The 19,974-nt window shown below is 59.5% G+C and carries 16 protein-coding genes and 1 pseudogene; 4 read left to right on the top strand and 13 right to left on the bottom strand.

What is annotated here, in order from left to right; genetic code table 11:
- Positions 1 to 19: 19 nt before the first annotated feature.
- The 3 genes and pseudogenes from ACZ0A4_RS11045 to ACZ0A4_RS11055 form a co-directional block, all read right to left on the bottom strand.
- A pseudogene (locus ACZ0A4_RS11045) lies at positions 20 to 1,088 on the bottom strand (alkene reductase).
- Positions 1,089 to 1,205: 117 nt separating this feature from the next.
- The gene (locus ACZ0A4_RS11050) at positions 1,206 to 2,462 is read right to left on the bottom strand and encodes a cation:dicarboxylate symporter family transporter (protein WP_463574655.1); all 1,257 of its coding nucleotides are present in this window, start codon (positions 2,460 to 2,462) and stop codon (positions 1,206 to 1,208) included.
- A gap of 112 nt (positions 2,463 to 2,574) precedes the next feature.
- Positions 2,575 to 3,000: a VOC family protein gene (locus tag ACZ0A4_RS11055; protein WP_026000724.1), complete on the bottom strand. Its 426-nt coding sequence runs from the start codon at positions 2,998 to 3,000 to the stop codon at positions 2,575 to 2,577.
- A gap of 155 nt (positions 3,001 to 3,155) precedes the next feature.
- Between ACZ0A4_RS11055 and ACZ0A4_RS11060 the strand changes: the two genes are divergently transcribed.
- The 4 genes from ACZ0A4_RS11060 (at position 3,156) to ACZ0A4_RS11075 (ending at position 7,605) form a co-directional block, all read left to right on the top strand.
- Positions 3,156 to 4,034 (top strand): LysR family transcriptional regulator, encoded by an 879-nt coding sequence (locus ACZ0A4_RS11060; protein ID WP_463574658.1) that lies wholly within the window; start codon positions 3,156 to 3,158, stop codon positions 4,032 to 4,034.
- 125 nt (positions 4,035 to 4,159) lie between these two features.
- Positions 4,160 to 4,393 (top strand): hypothetical protein, encoded by a 234-nt coding sequence (locus tag ACZ0A4_RS11065; RefSeq protein ID WP_034155454.1) that lies wholly within the window; start codon positions 4,160 to 4,162, stop codon positions 4,391 to 4,393.
- A gap of 168 nt (positions 4,394 to 4,561) precedes the next feature.
- Positions 4,562 to 6,946 (top strand): DUF3772 domain-containing protein, encoded by a 2,385-nt coding sequence (locus ACZ0A4_RS11070; RefSeq protein WP_463574661.1) that lies wholly within the window; start codon positions 4,562 to 4,564, stop codon positions 6,944 to 6,946.
- Between the two features lie 197 nt (positions 6,947 to 7,143).
- Positions 7,144 to 7,605, top strand: a complete 462-nt coding sequence (locus ACZ0A4_RS11075; RefSeq protein WP_463574663.1) for a DUF3574 domain-containing protein — start codon at positions 7,144 to 7,146, stop codon at positions 7,603 to 7,605.
- Between the two features lie 296 nt (positions 7,606 to 7,901).
- Here the strand turns inward: ACZ0A4_RS11075 and ACZ0A4_RS11080 are convergent, their stop codons facing one another.
- From ACZ0A4_RS11080 to ACZ0A4_RS11125, 10 genes are all read right to left on the bottom strand, one after another.
- On the bottom strand, positions 7,902 to 8,993 hold the full coding sequence (locus ACZ0A4_RS11080) for an IS481 family transposase (RefSeq protein WP_463577540.1): 1,092 nt from the start codon (positions 8,991 to 8,993) through the stop codon (positions 7,902 to 7,904).
- The gene (locus ACZ0A4_RS11085) at positions 8,879 to 10,486 is read right to left on the bottom strand and encodes an APC family permease (RefSeq protein ID WP_463574665.1); all 1,608 of its coding nucleotides are present in this window, start codon (positions 10,484 to 10,486) and stop codon (positions 8,879 to 8,881) included. Before ACZ0A4_RS11085 ends, ACZ0A4_RS11080 begins: the two co-directional genes overlap by 115 nt.
- Positions 10,476 to 12,863, bottom strand: coding sequence for a TonB-dependent receptor plug domain-containing protein (locus ACZ0A4_RS11090; protein WP_463574668.1), 2,388 nt, complete (start codon positions 12,861 to 12,863; stop codon positions 10,476 to 10,478). The genes ACZ0A4_RS11085 and ACZ0A4_RS11090 overlap by 11 nt, the downstream gene beginning before the upstream one ends.
- A gap of 429 nt (positions 12,864 to 13,292) precedes the next feature.
- Positions 13,293 to 13,958, bottom strand: a complete 666-nt coding sequence (locus ACZ0A4_RS11095; protein WP_463574669.1) for a sulfite oxidase-like oxidoreductase — start codon at positions 13,956 to 13,958, stop codon at positions 13,293 to 13,295.
- Between the two features lie 69 nt (positions 13,959 to 14,027).
- Positions 14,028 to 15,083 (bottom strand): substrate-binding domain-containing protein, encoded by a 1,056-nt coding sequence (locus tag ACZ0A4_RS11100; protein ID WP_463574671.1) that lies wholly within the window; start codon positions 15,081 to 15,083, stop codon positions 14,028 to 14,030.
- A 23-nt stretch (positions 15,084 to 15,106) separates the two neighbouring features.
- Positions 15,107 to 16,132 carry an ABC transporter permease gene (locus ACZ0A4_RS11105; protein ID WP_463574673.1) on the bottom strand — a complete coding sequence of 342 codons (1,026 nt, stop codon included), beginning with the start codon at positions 16,130 to 16,132 and terminating at the stop codon, positions 15,107 to 15,109.
- The gene (locus tag ACZ0A4_RS11110; RefSeq protein WP_463574675.1) at positions 16,125 to 17,681 is read right to left on the bottom strand and encodes a sugar ABC transporter ATP-binding protein; all 1,557 of its coding nucleotides are present in this window, start codon (positions 17,679 to 17,681) and stop codon (positions 16,125 to 16,127) included. The genes ACZ0A4_RS11105 and ACZ0A4_RS11110 overlap by 8 nt, the downstream gene beginning before the upstream one ends.
- A gap of 8 nt (positions 17,682 to 17,689) precedes the next feature.
- Positions 17,690 to 18,361 carry a methionine ABC transporter permease gene (locus tag ACZ0A4_RS11115; protein ID WP_463574677.1) on the bottom strand — a complete coding sequence of 224 codons (672 nt, stop codon included), beginning with the start codon at positions 18,359 to 18,361 and terminating at the stop codon, positions 17,690 to 17,692.
- Complete coding sequence (locus ACZ0A4_RS11120) at positions 18,358 to 19,158, bottom strand: methionine ABC transporter ATP-binding protein (RefSeq protein WP_463574679.1); 801 nt, start codon at positions 19,156 to 19,158, stop codon at positions 18,358 to 18,360. The genes ACZ0A4_RS11115 and ACZ0A4_RS11120 overlap by 4 nt, the downstream gene beginning before the upstream one ends.
- Positions 19,155 to 19,964 (bottom strand): MetQ/NlpA family ABC transporter substrate-binding protein, encoded by an 810-nt coding sequence (locus ACZ0A4_RS11125; RefSeq protein WP_463574681.1) that lies wholly within the window; start codon positions 19,962 to 19,964, stop codon positions 19,155 to 19,157. The genes ACZ0A4_RS11120 and ACZ0A4_RS11125 overlap by 4 nt, the downstream gene beginning before the upstream one ends.
- Positions 19,965 to 19,974: the final 10 nt, after the last annotated feature.

Here is a 19,974-nt window from a genome sequence, read left to right on the forward strand (position 1 = left end):
ATTGCGCCCGGGCAGTCATTCAGGCGTTGGCGGTTGGCCAATCGATGTAGCCTTTGGCGCCCCCGCCGTAGTAACTCTCACGCGGCGCAATGGTCAGTTCGAGACCGCGCCGCAGACGCTCCACCAGGTCGGGGTTGGCGATAAAAAAGCGACCAAACGCCACCGCGTCGATACGGCCCTGCGCCCGACGCTCAAGCGCCATCGCCAGGTCGTAATTGTTGTTGCCAATGAACGCGCCTTCGAACTGCGCACTCAACGCGTCCAGATCCACGCCCGCCGGCACGGTGCGCGAAGTGGCCGTGGCGCCTTCGACGAAATGCAGGTAGGCCAGATTGAATCGATTGAGTTGCTGGATCAGGTACCCGTATGTCGCCATGACGTTGCTGTCGGGCGGCGTATTGCCGGCATCGGGCGTTACAGGTGAAAGGCGGATACCGACGCGGTCGCTGCCCCAGATGGACACCACCGCTTCGGTGACTTCCAGCGTAAGCCGGGCACGGTTTTCGATGGAGCCGCCGTACTGATCGGTGCGCTGATTGGTCGAATCGCGCAGAAACTGGTCGAGCAGATAACTGTTGGCAGAATGCACTTCCACACCGTCGAAACCGGCGCGCTTGGCGTTCTCGGCAGCCAGTTTGTACTGCTCGATGATTCCCGGAATTTCCGAGGTCTCAAGCGCACGCGGCATCGACACTTCAACAAAACCTTTCTCGGTGTACGTGCAGCCCTCAGCCTTGATCGCCGAAGGCGCGACCGGTACCTGGCCATTGGGCTGCAACTCGACACTGGAAAAACGCCCGACATGCCACAACTGGCTGACGATTTTTCCGCCCGGCGACCTGCTCTTGCGACCAGATTCCCGGGGTCATCGCATAGCCGCGTCCCTGAGCGGAAATGTTCGTCGCTTCGGCGATGATCAAGCCTGCACTGGCGCGCTGGGCGTAATAGGTCGCATGCATTTCATTCGGCACGCCGTCTTCGGCCATCCGGCTGCGGGTCACCGGTGCCATGACAATCCGGTTGGCTAACTGCAGCGCGCCCATGGCCATGGGCGAAAAAAGGTCGGTATCAACAACGTTATCAATCATAAGAACTCCAAATCAATAGACCGGTCGTCTAGTAAAAAGACCCAAAAAAACGCCCCTGTGCCAGCGGGCGTGCACTCGTTAAAAGTGCGATTTCAAAAGCGAATGTCCGCGAAAAACTCACACTTCGGCTGCGGTACGAGCACGTGAGGGTTCAAGCACAGCCCTTTCCCACTTGGCAATCACCAGCGGCGCGATGGCGTTGCCCAATACGTTCAGCGTGGTAGTACCGCTATCGATGATCCTGAAAATACCTGCGATCAACGCCACACCCTCTAAAGGAAGACCGGCCGAAGCCAACGTTGCGGAGAGGATGATGATGGCAAACCCGGGCACCCCCGCCGCGCCTTTCGAGGTCAGCACCATCGTCACCACCAGCAGGATCTGCTGCGACAACGACAGGTCGATGCCATAGAGCTGCGCGACGAAGATCGTCGCGACGCCGAGGAAGATCGAAGCGCCATCCAGATTGAATGCATAACCCACCGGCACCACGAAACTGACGATCCGACGCGGTACACCGTAACTCTCCAATCGGCTCATCAACTGCGGCATGACGGCGGCGGATGCGGCACTTGAGAACGCCAGAATCAATTCACTGCGGAAGTAGCGGATCAATTTGAAAATGTTCTCGCCAATCAAGTAACAGATGCCACCGAGTATCACCAAGGCGAAGACCACCAGCGCCAGGTAAACCACGCCGATCAACTTGAGCAACGGCAAGAGCGAGGCGAAACCAAACGTTGCGACAGTCGCGCCGATCATGCCGAAGACCCCAATCGGCGCGTAGGCCATGACCATTGAGACCACTTTGAACATCGCGTCGGAAATGCTCTGAACCAGCGCGATTGCAGGTGCACTTTTTTCTCTCGGCAGCGCATTCAGGGCGAGGCCGAACAGCACGGCGAAGAACAGCACCGAGAGCAATTTCGCTTCCGACATCGCCAGCAGAACGTTGTCCGGCACGATGTTCTGCAAGATCACCAGCGCGCCTTTTGACGGCTCCATGTTGATCGATGCCGTACCGTGGGACAGGCCGGAAATATCGGTACCGTTACCCGGTTCGAAGATATTTGCGAAACACAGGCCGATAACAATCGCCAGCGCGGTAATCGCAAAGAAATACCCCAGCGACTTGATGCCCATGCGGCCAAACGACTTGTTATCGCCACCGCCGGCAATGCCCAGGATCATGCAGCAGAACACAATCGGTACCACCACCATCTTCATCATCTTGATAAAGATGTCACCCAGAGGCTTCAGAATCTGCGCGCTGACCCATGTTTGATACTGCGGATGGGTATTCAAATACCAACCGACGAGCACGCCAAGCAGCAGCCCGGCAACGATTTGCCACACCAGGGGAATACGTTTCATGTCTAGCCTTTTTGTTGGAATGAAAGGTCTGCGCTAAGGGCAGTTGCTAGAGTCATGAGCTTCCAGCTCACTTGAAACCGAATGGCACAACCGGGTTGTGCCATGACGTTTGTCACTTGGCGAAGAGCTGGCTCATATCCTTGAACGCTTTGAATTCCAGAGCGTTGCCGCAGGGATCAAAGAGAAACATGGTGGCTTGCTCGCCAACCTGCCCCTGAAAGCGAATGTACGGTTCGATCACAAACTCGGTGCCAAAGGACTTAAGGCGTTCGGCCAACGCTTCCCACTGCTGCCATCCCAAAATGATGCCGAAGTGCGGAACTGGAACGTCATGTCCGTCGACCGGATTGCTGTGAACACTTTCCTGGGACGCGGTTTTCGGGTGTTCGTGAATGACCAGTTGGTGGCCATAAAAGTCAAAATCGACCCACTGAGTACTGGAGCGCCCTTCTTCAAGACCAAAAACTTCACCGTAAAAGGTGCGCGCTGCAGCCAGATCGTAAACGGGGATAGCGAGGTGGAAAGGCGAGAGGCTCATCAGAACTCCGATCATATTGTTGTGGGTTGGCGAACATTCCTGTCGTCATCGGCGCTTGGGTTCAGCCGCTGCCGGTGGATGGGAAACATCCTAGGACGGAAAACCAAACATAAAAATCAATATATATTTCTCAGAAACACAATTAATATTTGTGAATGATCAAAGAACTGAAGACACTTATCGCCGTTGCGCGTGAAGGTACTTTTGCTGCCGCAGGCAACAAAATCGGCCTCACGCAGGCCGCCGTCAGCGCACAGATCCAGCGCCTGGAAGCTGAGCTCGGCTTCGAACTTTTCGACAGAAAGGGGCGCTCGGCACACCTCAACAGAATGGGCCATCAGATCCTTCTGCAAGCGCAGGAACTGCTCAGGCTCTACGACAGCCTCGGTTCGACAACGGTGGGACTGCCGCCCAGCGTGCTGGTCAACATTGGCGCGATTGCCTCGGTGCAGCGCTCTTATTTGCCTGACGCGCTGGCAAAGTTTCACCAGCACTGCCCGCAATGCCGATCCCGGGTAGTGCCGGGTTTGTCGATGGAACTGGTCAACCTGGTGGATGCTGGCGAGATCGACATGGCCGTGATCATCCGCCCGCCCTTTTCACTGCAGAGCGACCTGCGCTGGACGACGCTGGCGCTGGAGCCTTACCGGTTGATCGTGCCGCGTGATATGCCGGGAGATGACTGGACCCGGTTGCTTTCCAGCCAGCCGTTCATTCGATATGACCGATCTTCCTTTGGCGGCAGGCAGGTCGACCGCTTTTTACGGCAGATGCATTTCACGCTGCGTGAGGTCTGCGAACTGGATGAGCTGGAGGCGATTATCAAACTGGTCGAGAACGGTGTCGGGGTGGCGCTGGTGCCGCAAACGGCGCCCGACTTTGCATGGCCTGCCGGTGTCCGGGTGCTCGACCTGGGGCAGCACACCTTCCACCGTGATATCGGACTGGTGCACCGGTCGCGGCAGACTTTTACAGAACCTGTGCGGATGCTGGCTGAACTGATCAGTGCTCAGGTGAAGGTGGGGTATGAGTGAGGCCTTCAAAAAAAACAATCATTAACCGCATCAATAACAACCATTGATTCAATGAAGTTCTCTTATCAGGCTCGCGGCGTAAGATCGGCTCCAGATCTCACCACTACCCCACGGAGCACACACTCATGAAACGCCAAGCCCTTTTCAGCATCGCTTTCTCACTGTTCGCCCTGAATGCTTTTGCCGCTGAACCTGCCACCCAGACTGATCCACTGTTCAGCGATGCAGTAGCCGCCGCGACCCAGACTGATCCGCTGTTCAGCGATGCCGTAGCCGCCGCCACCCAGACCGATCCACTGTTCAGCGACGCAGTCGCCGAAGGCGGTTCAGACCGTTTGCTCGAACGCCGCGCCGTCTGAATGCGGCGCTTCAACGCCGTCACCGAAGAAAGGCCCGACCTCACCCGTCGGGCTTTTTTCGTCTGGAAGCGCTGCGCAGCTGCCCTGCTCTGCCGGAAAGTTTTCCTCGCTGATCGGCTCGATCACCTAACCTCATAGACTGTGTGATCCATTCGAGCCGCCTCACCCATGCGCAACACATTGAAGTCGTTGTTTTTTGTCGCATTCATGCTGCTGGTTGGCGGCATTCCGACGCTATTGGCTGCCGACTTGCCGGCGCCGGTGACTACCGCTGCCACGCCGTTGCCGGTGATTTCGCAAAGCGATCTGCAAGCCCTGCAACAACGCCTCGACGGCCTCAAACAACAGATTTCTGCAGCAAATAACTACAACCAGCTCGAAGGCCCGCAGGATCGGGTGCAGGCATTCATTCTGGATGTCGACCGGTTGTCGGCGGCGTTGTTGCCGCAGCAGGCGCAACTGGCGGTGCAGCTGGGGGTGTTGGGGGCTGCGCCGGATGCCGATCTGGCGGCGGAGCAGGCCGATATCGTCGCGCAGCGGGCGTCGCTGGCCGAGCAAAAGAGCAAGGTCGACGGCACGTTGAAGAGCCTGGCGGCGCTGAAGCAGAGCGCGGCGGATCTGATTACGCAGATCGCCGGTATCCGCCGCACACTGCTCGAAAGTGAGCTGACGCTGGGCACTGACAGCGTGCTGAGCCCGAGTTTCTGGTCGCCGCTGGTGAGTCCGAGTGACGACGACCGTCAGCGTTTACGCTTTTTCGTCGCGCAGGTGCGCGATACCTGGGCCACCGTGTGGGCACCAGGGGAACGGTTCTACACCAGTGTGTTGATGGCGTTGGCGCTGATCATCTGGACATTTGGGCGCAGGCTGGCCGAACGCGGTCTGACCTGGGTGTGCATTCACCGCATGCCCGAGGGCCGCCTGCGTCGCAGTGCGCTGGCGTTCGCCTCGGCGCTGGCGACCATCGCCACCACCGGCATTGCCTTGCAATTGTTGTTCTACGCCTGCACCCGCCACCAACCCTTGCCGCCAGTGCTGGAAACCTTCTCCGAAGAGTTCGAGAAGGTCGTGTATGCGTGCGTGCTGCTCACCGGGTTGAGCCGCGCGTTGCTGTCGACCGAACACCCCTCGTGGCGCCTGCCAGCAATTGCCGATCAGGTGGCGCTGGCGCTCAGGCCCTACCCGCGTATTTTGTCCTGCACGTTATTGGTGCTGGTGACGCTGGTGCAGGTCAGCAATGCCACGGGCATGAGCAGCCAGATTGTGATTGCCGGGCGCGGGGTCATTTCAATCGTCGTGCTGGCGATCGTGACGGTCCTGCTGCTGCGCGTCGGCAAGGTGCGCAAGGCACTGGTCGCGGCCAATGATACGGCGGCGGCCAACAGTACGTTCGCCGGGGTGATTTACACCATTGCCAGCCTCTCGATGTTCGTCTCGGCAATCGCTTTGCTCACTGGTTATGTGTCGCTGGCGCGGTTCATCAGTTATGAGCTGGTGTGGGCGTACATTGTCTTGTCGGGTTTCTACCTGCTGATTCAACTGGTCAAGGACGCCTGTGAGCATGTGTTTTCACCCCGACATGCGAGCGGCAAGGCGCTCAAACAGCTGCTCGGCATTGGCGATCGACGGCTTGATCAGATCGAGATTCTGCTGTCGGGTTTCAGTCGGGCAGCGCTGCTGTTGCTGGCGGTCATCGCCCTGTTTGTCGGCGGCATCGGCACCACGCTCGGGCAACTGACGAGCAACATCATGGCGATCCTCGGCGGCGCCGGACTGCGCAAACTGAACATCGTCCCCGGCCACCTGCTCAATGCCGTCCTCGCACTGATGATCGGCATCTGGCTGATCCGCGCCCTGCGCCGTTGGCTCGACAACGAGTTCCTGCCTAAAACCGACATGGACCCGGGCATGTGTGCCTCGCTGAGCACGCTGTTTTCCAACATCGGTTACGCCTTCGTGATTCTGCTGACGTTGTCGTCGCTGGGGGTGCAGTGGACCAATCTGGCGTGGATTGTCAGTGCGCTGTCGGTGGGTATCGGTTTCGGCCTGCAGGAGATCGTGAAGAACTTCGTCTCCGGCCTGATTCTGTTGACTGAACGACCGGTGAAAGTCGGCGACTTGATCAGCATCAGTGGCGTCGAAGGCGACATCCGCCGCATCAATGTGCGCGCCACGGAAATCCAGCTCAGCGACCGCTCGATCGTCATCGTGCCCAACTCGCAACTGATCTCGCAGAACCTGCGCAATGTGACCCTGGGCGGCAGCGCGCAAGGTGTGGCGTCACTGGAATTGGTGTTCCCGCTGGACATCGATCCCGAAGAGGTCAAGGACCTGTTGCTCAACACGTATCGGGAGAACGAAACCATCCTCGATAAACCGGCACCGTTCGTGCGCTTCAGCAAGTTGTCGCCGGACGGGATCACCTTGACGGTGACCGGGTATGTAGGCAGCCCGAGGATTGTCGGGGTGACCAAAAGTGATTTGTTGTTTGAAATTCTCAAGCGCCTGGGTGCAGCAGAAATTGCGTTGGCGAAACCACCGGCGAGTGCGTAATGAATCGGTGAGGCTCTGGCATGGAATATTTTCGCCGTCTGAAAAATCGCTTTCGCGAGCAGGCTCGCTCCCACAATTTTTGCGCGGTAAAGGGTTATTCCCGAAGCGCCTAAACGCCTGCTTTTTAGGTCTTTATTGGCGGTCAGACAGCAACCTTATACTTGAGCGGTTTACTCATCGTTCAATAAGGATGTTCCATGCCTCGACGTCTTCTACTGGCGGCGCTGTTCGTCGCCCTCGCCGGTTGTGCCAGCCCTCCTCCTGCGTCCGTTCACACCCATGATCCCGCCAGTTCGACCCTGCAAGGCGATGCTTCACGACCGGCGCAGGCGCAGTGGATTCGCACCGAGTTGTACTTCTCCGTGGGCTCGATTGATGGAAAGGAAGGTGCGGTCAGCCCGGCGCGCTGGCGCGAGTTTCTTGATCAGGAAGTCACGTCGCGCTTTCCCGATGGTTTCAGTGTGCTGGATGCCTATGGGCAGTGGCGGGACAAGGGCGCGAAAGAGCCTGAGCGCTTGAGCACCAAGGTGATTGTGATCTTGCATGAGAACAGTGCGAAGAATGGGGCCAGCATCGAAGCGATCCGATTGGCTTACAAGCGTATTACCGGGGATTTGTCGGTGCTGCGGTTGTCGCAGCCGGCGGAGGTGTCCTTCTAGAATCAGAAGCCCCTCACCCTAGCCCTCTCCCCGAGGGAGAGGGAACTGATTGGGGGATATTGGAGAAGTACGCCGACCTGAACGTGGCGCACTGAATCCATAATCGACCTCAGCCTGTTTTTGCCTCACTGAATCCATAATCGACCTCGACCTGTGCTTGCCTCACTGAATCCATAATCGACTCGGTCTTTCAGGTCGATGTATCACCCAAGACACCTCGGTCGGCCCCCTCTCCCTCTGGGAGTGTATGTACCGGAGACATGGTGGACACATGTTCGGAGACATGGTGGACGGTTTTAGATCTTCTTACCTGCCGTAACGATCTGCAAGTTCAAGTCGATCCGGGCGATACGATGTCTACTCCAGTAGACATCGTGGATGCCGTCCTCCGTCGTTTCCCGGATAGCTACTGACCTCCCGTGAAAAGCCTTTCCGACTGTGTATTCACGGTTCCTCCAGTAGATCTCTCCTTTTACCTGAACCTTCCTGACCACATCCCCATCGTCGTACTCCGGCGCCGCCGGTTGCTCCTGATATTCCCGTGGGCTGCTGCTGTAGCGAGTAGCAGGAACCTGCATGTTCAACGCTTGATGCGGACGCTTCTGGTTGTAAATCTCACGCCAGATATCAAACGCCCGTTGTGCATCGTCCAGATCGGTGAAGGGATGGCCTTGCAGGACTTCCCTTTTCAGGCTGCGGTGGAAGCGCTCCAGCTTTCCCTGGGTTTGCGGGTGATAAGGTCGGGAGTGGCCGACCTTGATGCCCTGGCTCATCAGCCAGACCTCCAGCGCGGTATAAACGCCGGTCTGGTCACCCCATGGCGAACCGTTGTCCATCGTCATGCGCAGAGGCAGACCGTAGAGCCGAAAGGCCCGCATTAGTTGCTCCTGGACGGTTCGGCGCTGCTCATTGGCGCACGCAGCGATGCACAGTGAGAACCGCGAGTGATCGTCCAGTATCGTCAGCGGATGGCAACGTCCGTGGCTCAGGCTGATATGGCCCTTGAAGTCGATCTGCCAAAGATCGTTGGGCTCCTCGTGCTCGAACCGGATAAACGGTTTGACCTCGGCAGCCTTTGGATCAACCCGCGAATGACGTTGTAAAACCGCATGCACGGTGCTGACAGAGGGCATCACTTTGCCGTCGTCTTCCAACACACGCTTGAGCTTGCGAGCGCCCCAAGCGGCGTACTCCTGACTCAGGGTCAAAATCTGCTGCTCAACCTCTTCAGCGCAGCGTTTGGGTGACGTCTTTGGTCGTCGAGACTGATCGATCAACCCTTGCGCACCGAGATTTTCAAACCTGCTGAGCCATTTGTAGGCAGTGCTTGGGCTGATATTGAATCGACGGCAAAGCTGCCGAACATTGGCCCCTTCTTGCCGAGCCAAAAGCACGAATTCTGAACGAAGCTGCACGGTGGACACCTCTTCCCAGGACACAGGTCATCTCCTCGGTGATGAGCAATGTGTCTATTAAAAAGTGTCCACCATGTCTCCGAACACCCGTCCACCATGTCTCCGGTACATACAGGGAGAGGGCTGGGGTGAGGGGCTGTTGGCAGTCGGCTCAACACGGCCAGAATCACCGCCCCCACCAACAACACCGCAATCCCCAACAACGCCCCAAACCCCACCACCGTCACGCTGCAATACAGCATGTACAGGCACAACCCGAAAAACAGCAGCGGTAACAACGGATACAACGGCACCTTCACCGGTCGCGGTACCTCGGGAAAACGCCGTCGCAGAATGATCAGCGCCACACTGCTCAAACTCAAGAACAGCCAATACACCGGGGTCAGGTATTCGACCATGGTGTTGAAGCCACTCTGGGTAAAACTGCCGAACAACACCAGCAACAACGCCACCGCGCCTTCTGCCAGCAACGCTTTGCGCGGTACACCGTCGCGGTCGTCCCAGTCGCCGAAACTGCGCAGTGGCGGCACATCGCGCGCAGCAGCGTAGGTGGTGCGCGCGCCGACCAGCAGGGTCGAGTTGATGGTCGCAATCGCGGCAATGCCGACCATCAGCAAAATCAGCATGACACCCGGTGCACCGAAGGCCCGGTTCAACAACTCAACCGCTGGCGCATTGCTGGCGGCCAGTCCAGCGAATCCCAAGCCCTGAACGAACGCCCAGTTGAGCGCCAGATAGATCGCCATCAACACGCTCAGCGCACCGAGCATGGCGATGAAAATCCCCCGCCGGCCATCACGCACTTCCGACGACAACGTCGCCGCATCGCTCCAGCCACCGAACGCCAGAAAGACGAAAATCATCGCCGCCGAAAACCCGGCCATCCCGGTGTTTTCCGCGACGGGCGAGAGACCCGGCGCAGGCGGTTCGATGCCTTGCCAGGCCAAAAAAACGCCGGCACTGGCAATGCTCAAAAAACCCAGTGCCAACAGCCCCACCAACAAGGTCTGGGTCATAAAACCAATCTGCTTGCCAGTGAGGTTGAGCAGCACCAACGCCGCAATCACCGCCCCGGCAAACAGCCCCGAACCGTACTGCCCCAATGGCACCACCGCATTGACATAATCGGCAAACATGAACGCCGATAACGCTATCCACCCGGTGTGCATCACCGAAAACCTCGACCAGGCGAACAACAATCCCATGCGTTCGCCGTACGCAGTGCGCAGAAAGTGATAGTCGCCGCCCGGGTGCGCAAACGCTGTGGCCATCTCGGCAAAACACAGCGCGCCCATCATCGAGGCGACACCGCCCAGCACCCACACCAGGTAGAAATGCTCCGGCCCGACGTTGAGAGCGACGGTCGGCGCGGTTTTCAGGATGTCGGTGGTGATCACCATGCCCAGCGTGATCAACAACGCCTGAAACACCGGCAGATGCCGCCCCGGCCCTGCGTCAGAAACCATAGGTAGCGCGGGCGTAGTAATAGGCGCCGTTGGTGCCGATGGGCGAGAGCACGTCGTACGGCAGGTTGCCGCCGTAGTTGATCGCCGAGCCGGAACGTTCCGGGTAGTTGTCGGTGAGGTTGTTGCCGCCCACGGCAAGGTTGAATTTCGGGGTGAATTTGTAAGCCACCTCGGCGTCCAGTTGCCACACCGCGCCGTAGGTTTGCTCCGGTTGCGAGTCGCCGAAATCGAACACGCGAGTGGTCTCGCCCTGTCGCGTCAGCCTCCCCAGCAGGCCCCAGTGTTCGCTGGCCCAGTTGGCGGAAAAGATGAAGCGATCCTTCGGCGCTGCATCGGTCAGGGTGTTGGTTTCTTCAACGCCAACGAGGGCGTCATTGCCGATGCCCAGCGCCGTCAGTTGCGACGGCGTGCCTTTGGTGCTGGTGACTTTGGTGTGGTTGTAGGTGTAGGCGGTGGTCAGGCCCAGTTGCCCTTCGTAAAACGGTTGGTGGTAGTTGAGCACCAGTTCGGCGCCGTGGGTGCTGGTGTCCGCAGCGTTGGTGAAGAAGTTGACGTCGTGCACGCCAGCAACGCCGAAGTTGTCATTGATGTAGTTTTCCAGCGCATCGCTGCCGATGCGTTGCGACAGGGTGATGCGGTCTTTGACGTCGATGCGGAACACGTCCAGAGATGCATCGAAGCGTTCGTTCAACTGAAAGGTCAGGCCGAGGCTGAAGTTTTTCGAGGTTTCCGGGTCGAGCTTCTCGGCGCCGAGTGCACGGGCGATCGGGTCGTTGACCGAGAGCACGCGGATGTCGGTCAGCGTGCCGCCATCACCGAAGTTGCTGGTGGTGTTCTGAAAGCCGCTTTGGGCCAGAGACGGCGCGCGGAAGTTGTTCGAGACCGCACCGCGCAAGGCCCATTGCTCGGTGAGTTTGTAGCGACCACTGAGTTTGCCGGTGAGTTTGCTGCCGGCATCGTCGTAATGCTCCCAGCGGGTGGCGGCGTCGACGAAGAAGCGGTCGGTGAGATCGCCGGACAACTCGGCGTAAGTGCCGAACACGTTGCGATCCAGATCCGACTCTTCGCTCGGGCGCAGGCCATTGGCGCCGTCGGCTCCGGAGCCGATGTAGGAGGCCTCGTCACCGGCATGGGTCAGGTAGTTTTCGTAGCGGTATTCACCACCGACCGCCAGTACGAACGAGCGCTCGCCGAGGCGCAATTCGCGGCTGAAATCGAGGTTGGTGGTGGTCTGGCGCAGCTCGTAATCGCCGGTATCGAACTTCGTCGGTGAGTCTTCGCCGAGGCTGACGTTGAGCGTGTGCCGGGTCGATCCGTCGAAGCGGTTACGACCGTGGGTGACGCTGCTGTCGAAGTCCCACTCGTCACCGATCAGACCCTTGAAACCGGCGGTGGCGGAGACGTCTTTGTTGTCACCGAGCGATTGCGGCAAGTAGCCGTTGGGGTAGAACTGCGGCTGTTCGTACGGGTAGCGATAGAACTCGGCGCCGGTGGTGTGACGCTGGTTATAGGTGCCGAAGCTGTACGCCTTGCCGCCGGCCAGCGGCAATTCGCTGTTGAACCACAGGTTGACGTCGCGCGCGACGCCGTCGCCCATCACGTAGTTGCGCTGGCCGGGGGTATCGGCAAAGCCGTCAAAACCGGCGCGGTTGGTCGGGTTGCGATCCTTGTATTCGGTGCCGCCACGGATAAACCCGCCCTCCTCACCCAAACGCGTGCCGATCTTCGCGGTGGTCACACTGTTCTGGCCGTCGGTGGTGGTCTTGTCGATGGCGTCCTGATGGGTGTGATAGGCGCCATAGCTGGTCGACACTTCGCCGCCCTCGGGCGCGTCGTCGAGAATGATGTTGATGACCCCGGCAATCGCGTCTGAACCGTACTGCGCACCGGCGCCGTCACGCAGCACTTCGATGCGTTTGATCGCGCTGATCGGGATCGAGTTGAAGTCCACCGGTGCTGTCCCGCGACCGATCTTCGAGGAGTCGTTGACCACCGCTGACGTGTGGCGACGCTTGCCATTGACCAGCACCAGCACCTGATCCGGGCTCATGCCACGCAGTTGCGCCGCACGCACGTGGTCGGCGCCACCGGAGTTGGATTGGCGCGGCAGGCTGAAGGATGGCAACAGCGTCTGCAACGCCGCGCCCAATTCACCGTCAGCGGCGCCGGCGGATTTGAGGTCTTCGGCGGTGAGCACGTCGACCGGCACCGGCGAATCGAGCACGGTGCGCGAAGTGCCGCGAGTGCCGGTGACCAACACGGTGCCGAGTCGGGATTCGCTGTCGGCACTGACGGAAGTTTCTTCTGCGTTGGCCGGAAGTTGCCAGATGGCGGACACGACGGCAGCCGCCAGTAATGAACGGGAACGGTAATGCATATAACAGCTCCTTGAATCGCAGTTAATACCCGGCCGTTACCGACAATAAAGTTCGGCAAGCAATGCGCGGCAATGTCTGCTGTAGTTTTGGATTTCTGGAAGGCAGTGAAGGCTTTTCAACTTGGAATTAATGGTGAATCGCAGTTTCCCCAGCGTGAGACGTTTCCCCTTTAAAGCTGATGCTAGAAGATCGGCTGCCGATCGCAAAAGAACCAATAACACTTAGGTTAGATCGCTATAAAGGAGTGTTCTTAGTTCAGCAGAAGTGTTGCTGAGCCAACACTTAAACCAACTAACAAACTACTGAATCAACTGTAAACACGATTCCTGTGGGAGCTGGCTTGCCAGCGATGACGGTGTATCAGCCAACTAAGATATCGACTGACAGGACCTCATCGCTGGCAAGCCAGCTCCCACAGGGTACGAGGCTTAATCGAACTCTTTTTCCAGCCATGCATCCTCCGCAATATCCAGTTCATCACCACTGAAACGCTGCTCTGCAAACGGATCGGCGTGCAAATGAAAGCCGTTTTGCTCCCAAAACCCCGCTTGTTCCTGCTCGACAAACTCCAGCCCGCGCAACCACTTCGCACTCTTCCAGAAATACCGCCCCGCCACCACCAGCCGCAGTGGCCAGCCATGTTGCGCGGTCAGCGGCTGGCCAGCGTAATGGGTGGCCAACAGACTGTCGGGGTGCAACAGATCATCGAGTCGCAAGTTGGTCTGGTAATCGTGGTCGGCATGGGCCATGACGAACGCTGATGTCGGTTGGATATCGAACGCCTGCAACAAATCCTGCAGATGCACCCCGCTCCACTCGGTGTCGAACTTAGACCAGCGCGTCACGCAATGGATGTCGCAGCGCAGTTGCCGTTGCGGCAGAGCTTGCAGATCGGCGTAGCGTAATTCGATTGGCCGTGCGAGTGTGCCGAACAGGCGCAGCGACCAATGAGCAAAGTCGTATTCCGGTATCTCGCCCTCGTGGAGAATGGGAAATCGCTCCGTCAGCACCTGGCCTGGGGGCAGTCGATTGCCTTGCGCGGGATCCGCCTTCGGGGAACGGCTTTTGCGTAAGCGGTCAGCTTTGTTGTGCATGTTAGCTCCAGAACTCCCTCAGTTTCCGCAACTACGCGCTCCCACATGGGCGATGTCGTGGCAAATGTTCTAGTTAGCCACTGGAATCCACGGTGCCCGCGCGACATTCGCGGTATCACCGAAGCTCGGGAGCTTCTGCGCCAGGTCACGAACATTCTTCACATCCAGATCCAGCAACTGCTGACGGGTAATCAGCGTCGGCGGCACCAACACCTGATGCCCCGGATTTTCCCCGGCAATCAACATCGCCAGACTGCGCACGCTGATCGCCCCCGCCACTTGCGGATTGACCGCGGCCGTTGCCGCCCAGGCGCTGTCCGGTTCTTTCATGATCTGAATATCAGCGGTGGAAATATCGGCGCTGTAGATCTTCACCTTGCTCGTCAGCCCCGCCTCGTCAACGGCGATTTTCGCGCCTTTGGCGAACTCATCGAACGGCGCAAAAATCACGCTGATACCGGGGTTGGCTCGAAGCACGGCGCTGGCCTGATCAGCAACGGAGTTGGCAATCGGCGGATTCAGCGTGCCAAAGCGGGCCTTCTCGACGATCCCCGGATTGGCCTTCTTCACCTGACTCCAGATCTCGTCACGCCGCTCCATCGGCGTAAAACCGCTGATGTACACATAGCCGGCATCGAACTTCGTGCCGTTATCCTTCACGGCTTGATCGAGGGCCAAACGCGCCAGCGCATGGTGATCCTGCTCGACCTGGGTCACTTGCGGCGTGTTCAGATCGACATCGAAAGCGACGACTTTGATGCCTTTGGCAATCGCCCGGTCGATCGGTGCTTTCAGGGTTTCGGCCAAGCCGAGCTGGACGATGATGCCGTCGACGCCGAGATCGATCGCCTGATCGATCATTTCGCCCTGGCTCGCCGCCTGCTGCCGGGCATCGAATACCCGCAGATTGACACCGAGCGCTTCGGTCTGTTTTTCCACGCCACGCAAATACGCCTCGGGGAAGTCCCCGGAGAACAAATAACCGACCAATGCAATCTGTACCTGACCTTTGTCGAACGGCGCGGGTGCACCGGGCAAGGCTTTGGCCTGAGCGTTCAGCGCCATCGCCGAAAACAACGCACCGGCGAGGCAATGACGGGCGAACTGGGTGATTGAACCGTGCATACAACATCCTTGAATGAAGCGGCTCAACGCGCCCGATGCGCGAGGCCGAAGGTGAACATCAGGGCCAGCACCAAAACCAGTCCCTTGACGAAATCCTGCGCGTAATACGGCGCGTTGAGCATGGTCAGGCCGTTGAGCAGCGCCGCCACCAGCAGCGCACCGACCAGGGTGCCGAAGGCGTTGGGCTTCTTCGCACCGAGTACGGCAAAACCGATCAGCGCCGCGCCGAGAGCATCCAGTACCAGACCGTTGCCCGAACTGACGTCACCACGGCCCAAGCGCGCCGCAAGCAACAATCCGCCCAGCGATGCGAGCAACGCCGAAAGCACGTAAGCCAATAACTTGAAGCGCTGCACCGGCGCACCGGCCAGTCGCGCCGCTTGCTCGTTGCCGCCGATGGCATAGAACAAACGACCAATGCGCGTGCGTTCGAGAAACAGCCACACAGCCACCGCTACCACCGCCGCGATCAATACCGGAATCGGCACGACCTCCCACAATCGCCCGCGCCCCAGCGCCAGAAACGCGGCACTGAACGTACCTTCGGTTTCCTCACCGCTGGGCAAGGTCATGCCCACTGCAATCGAGCGTCCACCGGTGGGAATCAGTTGCACGCCGATCACCAGAAACATGCTCCCCAGCGTCGCGAGAATGTCCGGCACCCGCAATTTTACGATCAGCCAGCCATTCAGCAGACCGACCAACGCCCCACCCGCCAGACTGATCAACACCGCCGGCACCGCGCCCCAGCCGAGCACGACCATCACGTAACTGGCGATCATCAGACTCATCGCCGCCACCGCGCCAATCGACAGATCGAGGCCGCCGACGGCCATGGTCAGCGTCACGCCCAGCGCCAGCAGCGCGACAATCGACACTGATTGCAGGATGCTGAACAGGTTGCCGACGCGCAGGAATGCCGGCTCGGCCAGACTGAAAAAAACCACAATAAGCGCCAGCAGCCATAACAGGCCGTAGCGGATCAACCCGTGCAGCAGACGTTCGGCGCGTGCCGGCCCGGTCGATAACAGTGAACTTGAATCAGGCACTCGCTCTGCTCCTTGGCGTGGCTTGAGGGGGATGTTCGGTCACGTCGCTGCCGGCCAATGCAGCGACCAGATCAGCACGATTGAGGCCGGCGCGCGGGTACTCGGCAACCACGGCGTGATCGCGCACCAGCAGGATGCGGTCGGCGATTTCCAGGGCCTCATCGACGTCGGCGCAAATCACCAGCGTCGCGCGGCCCTTGGCGCTGTCGCGCAGCAGTTGGCCGATATCGCGACGGGCGCGTACGTCGACGCCTTGAAAGGGTTCATCGAGGATCAATGCCCGCCCCTCGCCGAGCAGCCAGCGGCCGAGCACGACTTTCTGTTGATTGCCACCCGACAGCGCGGTCATTGGCTCATCGATGCCGGCAGTCTTGATCCCGAGCGCGGCTACTTGCGCTGTCACCGCTGCCGCTTCTGCGCGGTTGCGGATGAAACCGCCGCGGGTAAAGCGTTCAAGAAACGGCAAAGTCAGGGTGCGACGCAAAGAGAAATCAGGTACCAGCGACTGACTGGCGCGATCTTCGGCCGCGAAGAAAACCCCGCTTTGAATGGCTTGACGCGGTGAGTCCGCACGCCAGTCCGCGTTATCCAGTTGCACGCGGCCCGAGGTGGCTTTACGCAGGCCGAACAGCACCTCGGCGATTTCACTTTTACCGGCGCCCAACAGCCCGGTGAGCACCACCACTTCGTTTTCGTGCAGGGTCAAATCAAACGCAGCGGATCGCGGCAGGATTTGCAGGGCGTTGAGTTTCAACACCTCGCGACCGGCCACGCACGGCTGGTAAACATGCTCGGCCAGCGCCTGCCCGAGCATGGCGCTCACCGCTTCGGGTAACTGCCGTGCCGTGAACTCGCCCGCGAACTGGCCATCGCGCAGAACGATGGCGCGATCTGCCACGCGTTGCAGGTCGGAGAGTCGATGGGAAATGTACAGAATCGCCACACCGCGACTGCGCAAGGTGTCGATCAAACCAAACAAACGCTGCGCTTCGGCATCGGAGAGCGCGGCGGTGGGCTCGTCCAGAATCAGCAGGCGCGGTTGCAAGGCCAAGGCCCGAGCAAGCACCACCAATTGCCGTTCGGCCTGACCGAGATGTTCGATTGGCTGCTCCAGCGGCAAGGTCAAACCCAGCCCGGCGGCGATGCTCGCAGCGCGCTCCAGCAGGCGTTTACGATTGAGCCAGAAGACCGCGTCCGGCTTGCACAGTTCATCGAGCAGAAGGTTTTCCGCGACGCTCAAACCCGGTGCGATGCCCTCGTTGATCTGCTGGTGCACCGCGACAATGCCGAAGCGCCGCGCCGACAGCGGCGAACTGAAATGGCGGGGCGCGCCCTCCAGCCAGATCTCGCCAGCGTCGGCAGTCTGGCTGCCCGCCAGGATCTTCACCAGGGTCGACTTGCCCGCGCCATTGGCACCGAGCAGCGCCACCACTTCGGCGGGATAAATATCCAGGCTGACGGCATCAAGCGCCCGGCTCGCACCAAATATTTTGCTTAACTCACGCACACGAATCAGTGGCTCGCGAACCACAGCGACCGGCACACTCATACAATTCCTTAGCGGCGATGCGCCAGCGAACGAACCAATCGATCGCCCAGGCTTTGCACGCCCTGAACGAGGATCACCAACACCACCACCGTGGCAACCATCACTTCATTGTTGAATCGCTGATAGCCGTAACGGATCGCCAGATCACCCAGCCCGCCACCACCGATCACGCCGGCCATCGAGGAAAACCCGATCAGCATCACCAGCGTCAGCGTGATACCCGCAAGCAATGCCGGCAGCGCTTCGGGCAACAACACTTTGAAAATCACATGGCCGATGTCGCCGCCCATGGCGAGGATCGCTTCGATGCGGCCCTTGTCGACTTCGTCCAGAGCGTTTTCGACGATGCGTGCGAAGAACGGAAAGGCGCCGATGGTGATCGGTACCACAGCGGCAGTGCTGCCCAGCGTTGTGCCGACCACCAGCCGCGTCAGCGGGATCAGGGCAATCAGCATCACCACGAATGGCAGTGAACGGCCGAGGTTGACCACGCCACCCAGCACGGCATTCAAGCGTTGCATCGGCAGCAGTCCGTCGCGGCGACTGATAAACAGCAACACGCCCAGCGGCAAACCGATCAGCAGCGTGAACAGCCCCGCGAGCAGGACCATGTACAGGGTTTCACCGGTGGCGTTGAACACCAGTTGCAGGATTTCATCCCGGTTGACCGTGCGGTTCATAAGTGCGCCGCCCGTAAACCGTATTGTTTTAGAAAACTCAGGCCCGGTGCATCGTGACCCAACGGCAAGCCGCAGGTCGGCCGCAGCGATGCGCCTAGTTGTGACTGCGGATCGGCCAGCAGCCGCGGCACCGGCCCAGCCTCGACCAGACGTCCGTTGGCCATGAACGCGGCGTGGTCACAGATCGACTTGACCACCTCCAGTTCATGGGTGATCAGCACGATGGTCACGCCCAGTTGCCGATTGATATCGCGCAGCAGCTCAAGGATGGATGCTGTGGTTTCCGGGTCGAGCGCACTGGTGGCCTCGTCCGACAACAGATACGCCGGTTCAGCAGCCAGAGCGCGGGCAATGCCGACGCGCTGTTTCTGCCCGCCGGACAACTGCGAGGGAAAGGCCTGCGCCTTGTCACTCAAACCGACCAGATCAAGCAGTTCGCGAACCCGCACGTGACGCCACGGCTTGCCCACCTTGGCGATCTCCAGCGGCACCGCGATGTTGTCGAACACCGTGCGCGAATGCAGCAGGTTGAAGCCTTGAAAGATCATGCCGATGCGCTGGCGCTGCTGGCGCAGTTCGCTGACCGACAGCATCGTCAGGTCGATGCCATCGAGCAGTATGCGTCCGCTGTCCGGTCGTTCGAGCAGATTGAGGCAGCGTAGCAGCGTCGATTTACCCGCACCGCTGCGCCCGAGAATCCCGTAGACCGCGCCGTTGGGAATGCTCAGCGAGACCTGATCGAGTGCCGGTTGCGCGGCCGAAGGATAGGTCTTGCTCAACTGCTCGACGGTAATCATGGCTTGCCGCCTGCCACTGGGATCACCGAGCCGGCGAAGTTGTCGGTGATGTATTTGGCGACCTCTGGCGACGTCAGGTCTTTGGCCAGTTGCGCGATGCGCGGGTCGTGCGCAAGCTTCGGCGTCGTCACCAGTATGTTGGCGTAGGGATTGTGTTCCGCCTTCTCCAGGCCCAAGGCATCCTTGGCCGGCACCAGACCTGCGTCCAACGCGTAGTTGCCGTTGATCACGGCCAGATCGACGTCGTCCAGCGAGCGCGGAATCTGCGGCGATTCGATCTCCAGAATCTTCAGCTGTTTGGGGTTTTCGGCGATGTCCTTGGGCGTTGCCTGATCGGCCGCCGGATCGTTGAAGCCGGGTTTGAGTTTGATCAGGCCATTGTCCTGCAACAGGTACAGCGCCCGGCTCAGATTGGTGACGTTGTTAGGCACGGCGACGGTGCCTTTTACCGGCACGTCGGCGAAGCTTTTGTGTCGATGTGAATAGATGCCCAAGGGCTCGATATGCACCGTGGCCGCCACCGCGAGTTTTTCACCGAGGGCTTTTTCCTGTGATTTCAGGTACGGCAGGTGCTGGAAGTAATTGGCATCGACGTCACCGTGTACCAACAGCTCGTTGGAGTTCACGCCGTTGGGGATCTCGATGACTTTGAGATTGAGCTGCGGATCGATTTTCTGGATGTACGCGAGAATCTGCGCGTGGGGCACCGGGTCGGCGGCGACGCGCAACGGCTCCAGCGCCTGCGCACTGAACGACGTCAGCAGCGCGCCGAGCACGGCCAGGGTCAAACCTGCTTTCTTGATCATGTGCGGAGTC

It is taken from the genome of Pseudomonas sp. AC172, from assembly GCF_979258595.1.

Coding starts and splice junctions, on each gene's coding strand:
- ACZ0A4_RS11090 (WP_463574668.1), bottom strand. CDS start 12,863: ATGCATTACCGTTCCCGTTCATTACTGGCGGCTGCCGTCGTGTCCGCC.
- ACZ0A4_RS11125 (WP_463574681.1), bottom strand. CDS start 19,964: ATGATCAAGAAAGCAGGTTTGACCCTGGCCGTGCTCGGCGCGCTGCTG.
- ACZ0A4_RS11060 (WP_463574658.1), top strand. CDS start 3,156: ATGATCAAAGAACTGAAGACACTTATCGCCGTTGCGCGTGAAGGTACT.
- ACZ0A4_RS11110 (WP_463574675.1), bottom strand. CDS start 17,681: ATGAGTGTGCCGGTCGCTGTGGTTCGCGAGCCACTGATTCGTGTGCGT.
- ACZ0A4_RS11055 (WP_026000724.1), bottom strand. CDS start 3,000: ATGAGCCTCTCGCCTTTCCACCTCGCTATCCCCGTTTACGATCTGGCT.
- ACZ0A4_RS11070 (WP_463574661.1), top strand. CDS start 4,562: ATGCGCAACACATTGAAGTCGTTGTTTTTTGTCGCATTCATGCTGCTG.
- ACZ0A4_RS11100 (WP_463574671.1), bottom strand. CDS start 15,083: ATGCACGGTTCAATCACCCAGTTCGCCCGTCATTGCCTCGCCGGTGCG.
- ACZ0A4_RS11095 (WP_463574669.1), bottom strand. CDS start 13,958: ATGCACAACAAAGCTGACCGCTTACGCAAAAGCCGTTCCCCGAAGGCG.
- ACZ0A4_RS11075 (WP_463574663.1), top strand. CDS start 7,144: ATGCCTCGACGTCTTCTACTGGCGGCGCTGTTCGTCGCCCTCGCCGGT.
- ACZ0A4_RS11120 (WP_463574679.1), bottom strand. CDS start 19,158: ATGATTACCGTCGAGCAGTTGAGCAAGACCTATCCTTCGGCCGCGCAA.
- ACZ0A4_RS11050 (WP_463574655.1), bottom strand. CDS start 2,462: ATGAAACGTATTCCCCTGGTGTGGCAAATCGTTGCCGGGCTGCTGCTT.
- ACZ0A4_RS11065 (WP_034155454.1), top strand. CDS start 4,160: ATGAAACGCCAAGCCCTTTTCAGCATCGCTTTCTCACTGTTCGCCCTG.
- ACZ0A4_RS11085 (WP_463574665.1), bottom strand. CDS start 10,486: ATGGTTTCTGACGCAGGGCCGGGGCGGCATCTGCCGGTGTTTCAGGCG.
- ACZ0A4_RS11115 (WP_463574677.1), bottom strand. CDS start 18,361: ATGAACCGCACGGTCAACCGGGATGAAATCCTGCAACTGGTGTTCAAC.